Origin of the sequence: Mesorhizobium sp. M7A.F.Ca.CA.002.04.1.1 (assembly GCF_004022805.1) — a bacterium.
In the GTDB taxonomy this organism is placed as follows: Bacteria; Pseudomonadota; Alphaproteobacteria; order Rhizobiales; family Rhizobiaceae; genus Mesorhizobium; species Mesorhizobium ciceri.
This window is the reverse complement of sequence record NZ_RZPL01000485.1, coordinates 1-4,479: the sequence shown is the minus strand read 5'-3', so window position 1 is coordinate 4,479 and position 4,479 is coordinate 1. Positions and strand designations below refer to the sequence as shown.

The window sequence follows — 4,479 nt, the reverse complement described above, 5'->3', positions numbered from 1 at the left end:
AGACAGATATGGCGGGGCTGGATATCTACAAATCCGTCTCGTCCTTCCTGAATGCCGATCTCTCCAACCGCGACGATGTGGCGCCGATGGTTCTGGAGAAGACGGCTGCGTCGAAATTCGGCATCAAGTCGGGCGAGGGCATGTTTGCCTACACGCCCGAGCAGACAAAGGCGCTGCAAGGTGAACGGGCGCGCAAGCTCGTCGCGGTGCGGCGCATCCTGGAAGGCCGGGAGTAGCCAATGTCACATGGTGCGCACAGGGCCAGCCGGTTTGAGGAGTTCCACCGGTCGGCTGTTTGTGTGAAGGGCGCCTTCGCCATCAAGATGGTGCGGGTGCGGCAGAAAACAGCGCGCGGGGCGACAAGCCATGCGCATTGAAACCATCCGAGCCGCCGGCGACAGGCCGGCCCATATCCGCCATGACGATCTAATCTCCGCCAAGGGCGTTTCGGTGGTCATGGCCCGTCAGCTGATCCTCAGGAACATCGATCTTTCGGTGCCAAAGGGATCATTCGTTTCCCTTATCGGTCCTTCCGGATGTGGCAAGAGCACCTTGCTCAAGGTGCTGGCCGGGCTGGTGCAGCCTACCCAGGGCAGCGTTTCGATCGCCGGGCTCGCGCCGGTCGAGGCGGCGCGCAAGCGGATGATCGGCCTCGTCTTCCAGGACGCCAACCTGCTCCCCTGGAAAAACGCCGTCGACAATGCCTCGATGCTGCTCGGCATCGCCGACAAGTCGCTCTCGCGCTCGGATCTGCGGGCGCGCGGGCAGGAGATGCTGGAACTGGTGGGGCTGGGCGACAGCGCCCACAAGCGGCCAAACGAGCTGTCGGGCGGCATGCGGCAGCGGGTCGCCATTGCACGGGCCCTGGCGCTCGATCCGGCGGTCCTGCTGATGGACGAACCGTTCGGCGCGCTCGATGCCATCACCCGCGATTCGATGGGCCAGTCGCTGCTGGAGATCTGGCAGCGGACCGGCAAGACGATCGTGCTCGTCACCCATTCCATCGACGAGGCCATCCATCTGTCGCGCCATGTTCATGTGCTGGGGATCAAGCCGGGACGGATCACCGAGAGCCTCGACATTGCGCTGCCTTACCCGCGCGACCTGTCGGTCACCGAAGATCCGGAGTTCGTCAGGCTGGTGGTCCAGTTGCGAACGATGCTGCGCTCCAGCCATCAACCGGGAGGCGCGTCTTGAGCGACCAACCCATAATCGACCTTTCCGAGCCGCGCCTCGCCTCCAGCTGGAGTGCGGCGACCGGCAGCTGGCTGCCGGCTGTCATCCTCCTGCTGGTGACGATCGTGCTGTGGGAAGCCGCGGTGCGGATCTTTGCCATATCCGCCTTCATCATTCCCGCCCCGTCCGAAATCGCGAAGTCGCTGGTGGCGCAATGGGGCACGCTGATGCAGGCGACGCTGGTGACGGCGGGCGAGATCCTGTTCGGCTTCCTGGTCTCGGTCGTGGTCGGCATTGCCATTGCGCTGGTCATCGTGCGCTTCGATTGGTTGGGACGCGCGCTGTATCCACTGGTGGTGCTGTTCCAGAACGTGCCGAAAGTCGCCCTCGCGCCGATCTTCATCCTCTGGTTCGGCTATGGGCTGGCGCCCAAGATCGGCCTGATCCTGGTCATCGCCTTCTTTCCGGTGACGCTCTCCATGCTGGCGGGCATGCAATCGGTCGACCGCTCGCTGCTGTCGCTGATGAATTCCGTCGGGGCCAGCCCGACGCAGATCCTGTTCAGGATCCGCGTTCCGCACTCGCTGCCGAACCTGATGGCCGGAACCAAGATCGCCGCCACGTTGAGCGTGATCGGCGCCATCGTCGGTGAGTTCGCCGGGGCGTCGGACGGTCTCGGCTACGTCATCCAGTTCGCGTCGACCCAGCTCGACACGGCGCTGGTCTTCGCAGCGCTGCTGCTCGTTTCCGTGCTTGGCATCGCCTTCTACTACGCCGCCGAAATCCTAGAACGCATCGTGGTGCCGTGGGCGCCGAAATTCAGCCAATCCTAGGCCCGCTCGATCAACCAAATTCATAAAAGGGAACAAAAATGCTGAGACGCTCACTTATCAAGGCCGCTACCTTCGCGGCGTTTGTCACGGCACTCGGCTTCTCCAGCGCGGCTCTGGCGGCGGACAAGGTCAACGTCCAGCTCGACTGGGTCGTGCGCGGCAATCACGCCATGTTCTTCGTCGGCAAGGAAAAGGGCTTCTTCGCCAAGAACGACATCGATGTGGCCGAGATCCGCAAGGGATCCGGCTCGCCGGACGCGATGCGGCTGGTGGGCAATGAGAACGCGGATTTCGGGTTCGGCGATCTTCCCACGCTTGCCGTCGCACGGTCGCAGAATGTCCCGGTCGTGGCGCTGGCAGCCGTCAATCAGCACTCGCCGCTGGGGATCATTTCGCTGGCCAAGACGCTGAAGCTCACCAAGCCGTCCGACCTCAAGGGACTGACCATCGGCATTCATCCGGCCGGTTCCACCTACATCTTCTTCAAAGGCTTCCTGGCCGCCAATGGCCTGACCGAAAAGGACATGACGCTGAACAGCGTCTCGCCTCCCTATGAAAGCTATTTGCTGCTTGGCCGGGTTCAGACGGTCGTCGGCTATATCGATGCGGAGGTTCCCGAACTGGAAGCGAAGGCCGGGGGCCCGGGCTCGCTCAGCATCATGATGGGGGCGGACTATGGGTGGAAAGCCTATGGCTCCGGCCTGTTCACCTCGCAGGCGATGATCAAGGACAAGCCGGACGTCGTGCGCCGCTTCGTCAAGGCATATAGGGAGGCCTTCGACTATGTCGTGGCTCATCCGGAAGAGGCCGCCGAGATCACCGCCAAGGCAGCGCCCGGCTATGCGGACAAGAAGGACGTACTGCTGGCGCAGATCAATGCCGACATCGCCTCGACGTTCACCAGCCCGGACACCAAGGAACACGGTCTCGGCTGGATGACGAAGACGCAGTGGGAGGAGACCCTAAAGACGCTGACGGACCAGGGCGTGCTCAAGGCGGCTCTGTCGGCGGACGACGTCTTCACCGACGCGTTCCTGGCAAAGGAATAAGAGGCTCGCGATGTTCGAACGGACGCGGGAATGAGCGCCTACCGGCAGGCCAGGCTGTCCTGCGCCATGGCGCAGGACACATCGCGCTCGCCTTTCGCCGCATCGGTGCGGTCGAGCGTGATCTGCACGCGGGTGGCATATGCTCGGCTCGCCAGACCGCACCACAGCCGCTCGACGGGCAGGTTCTCGCGCTTGTCGTTGAGGATCGTGAACGTGCCGGTCTTCGCATCGAACCAGAGCTCGACGCGGGTCTTCTTGCCCGGCTCGATCGTTGCGATCCCGGCCGAATACCAGTGGGCGAAGTCGGCGTTGCAGGAGAGGCCTTCGCTGCCCGCATTCGAAATCGTCAACGGAACCATGTCGAGCCCGTCAGTGCCGGTGCGGACGACGACATGGTGCAACTCAACCGCGTTGGCGAAGGACGATAACGCCAGCATCACCGGAAGGGCATAACGGATCTTCACTTTGCCTGAGCTCCACAATGTAATTTTTCCTAGGCAGTCTATCTCGCTTTCGCGCAATAACAATAAGAATATTGATTGGTGAAACAACAGAGAGGGTAACATGTTAAAGCTTCTTAAGAGCAGTGTAAGTGCAGTTATATTAGTCGGTGTCTTGATTAGCGGCGCGCTTGCCGGCGAGGTCAAGTCGATCGCCATCCTGACGCCCGAAGAAGGCACGGACTACGGCTGGAACCAGCAAGGCATCGATGCCGCCAAGGCGGCTGGCAAGGCCGCCGGCGTCGAAGTGGTCGTGGCCCAGGGCCTCGGCTATGGCGATGTTCGCCCGACCTTGCGGGAACTTGCCTCCGACGGCGCCAGCCTGCTGATCGCGCATGCCAGCGGCTACAACACCTCGGCGCCTGAAATCGCCAAGGAATTGAAAGTTCCGGTGGCAATCGTCGACACGCCAGCCGGCCTGGAGAAGGGCCTTGTCGCCGACTATACGCTGAGCGGCCACGAGGGCGCCTATCTCGCCGGCCGTCTCGCCGCCAAGGTGTCGCGTTCCAAGTCGGTCGGCATCGTGGTGTCGGGCGAACCGCCATCGTGGAATTCGCAGTCGGCGGCGTTCGCGCAAGGCGTGAAGGCGGAGAACCCGGACGTCAAGATCACCTACGCGGTGATCGGCCCGGCCGCCTACAGCGATGCGGCCGGCGGCAAGCGCGTCACCGAAAGCGTGATCGCATCGGGCGCCGACATCATCTTCGGCCAAGGCAACGGTTCGAGCTTCGGCATGCTGCAGGCGGTCGAGACGACCAAGGCAGCCGATGGCGGCAAGGTCTATTTCATCGACGTCATCGGCGACAAGTCACCGATCGACAAGGGCTTCCTGCTGTCGTCGGTGGTGTGGAATATCGAGCCGGTCTATGCGGCGATGATTGCCGACCTGAAGGCGGACACGTTCGGCACCAAACACTATAC

5 protein-coding genes and 1 pseudogene are annotated in these 4,479 nt (G+C 62.6%); 5 read left to right on the top strand and 1 reads right to left on the bottom strand.

Annotation, left to right across the window (positions count from 1 at the left end; all coding sequences use genetic code 11):
* From ENZ75_RS22340 to ENZ75_RS22325, 4 genes and pseudogenes are all read left to right on the top strand, one after another.
* Positions 1 to 236, top strand: a pseudogene (locus ENZ75_RS22340) (3-hydroxyacyl-CoA dehydrogenase family protein); the annotation flags it as partial.
* Between the two features lie 130 nt (positions 237 to 366).
* Positions 367 to 1,197 (top strand): ABC transporter ATP-binding protein, encoded by an 831-nt coding sequence (locus tag ENZ75_RS22335; protein WP_013529863.1) that lies wholly within the window; start codon positions 367 to 369, stop codon positions 1,195 to 1,197.
* Positions 1,194 to 2,009 carry an ABC transporter permease gene (locus tag ENZ75_RS22330; RefSeq protein ID WP_013529864.1) on the top strand — a complete coding sequence of 272 codons (816 nt, stop codon included), beginning with the start codon at positions 1,194 to 1,196 and terminating at the stop codon, positions 2,007 to 2,009. The genes ENZ75_RS22335 and ENZ75_RS22330 overlap by 4 nt, the downstream gene beginning before the upstream one ends.
* Positions 2,010 to 2,047: 38 nt before the next feature.
* Positions 2,048 to 3,058 (top strand): ABC transporter substrate-binding protein, encoded by a 1,011-nt coding sequence (locus ENZ75_RS22325; RefSeq protein WP_013529865.1) that lies wholly within the window; start codon positions 2,048 to 2,050, stop codon positions 3,056 to 3,058.
* A 38-nt stretch (positions 3,059 to 3,096) separates the two neighbouring features.
* On the opposite strand, the gene ENZ75_RS22320 is transcribed toward ENZ75_RS22325, so the two are convergent.
* Positions 3,097 to 3,522: a hypothetical protein gene (locus ENZ75_RS22320; protein WP_063168893.1), complete on the bottom strand. Its 426-nt coding sequence runs from the start codon at positions 3,520 to 3,522 to the stop codon at positions 3,097 to 3,099.
* 100 nt (positions 3,523 to 3,622) lie between these two features.
* Between ENZ75_RS22320 and ENZ75_RS22315 the strand changes: the two genes are divergently transcribed.
* Positions 3,623 to 4,479 (top strand): BMP family protein (locus ENZ75_RS22315; protein WP_128278319.1); only part of this gene is annotated, 857 nt, incomplete at its 3' end.

Bases quoted from the DNA above. Each gene is read 5' to 3' on its own strand.
- ENZ75_RS22325 (WP_013529865.1), top strand. From the start codon at position 2,048: ATGCTGAGACGCTCACTTATCAAGGCCGCTACCTTCGCGGCGTTTGTC.
- ENZ75_RS22335 (WP_013529863.1), top strand. From the start codon at position 367: ATGCGCATTGAAACCATCCGAGCCGCCGGCGACAGGCCGGCCCATATC.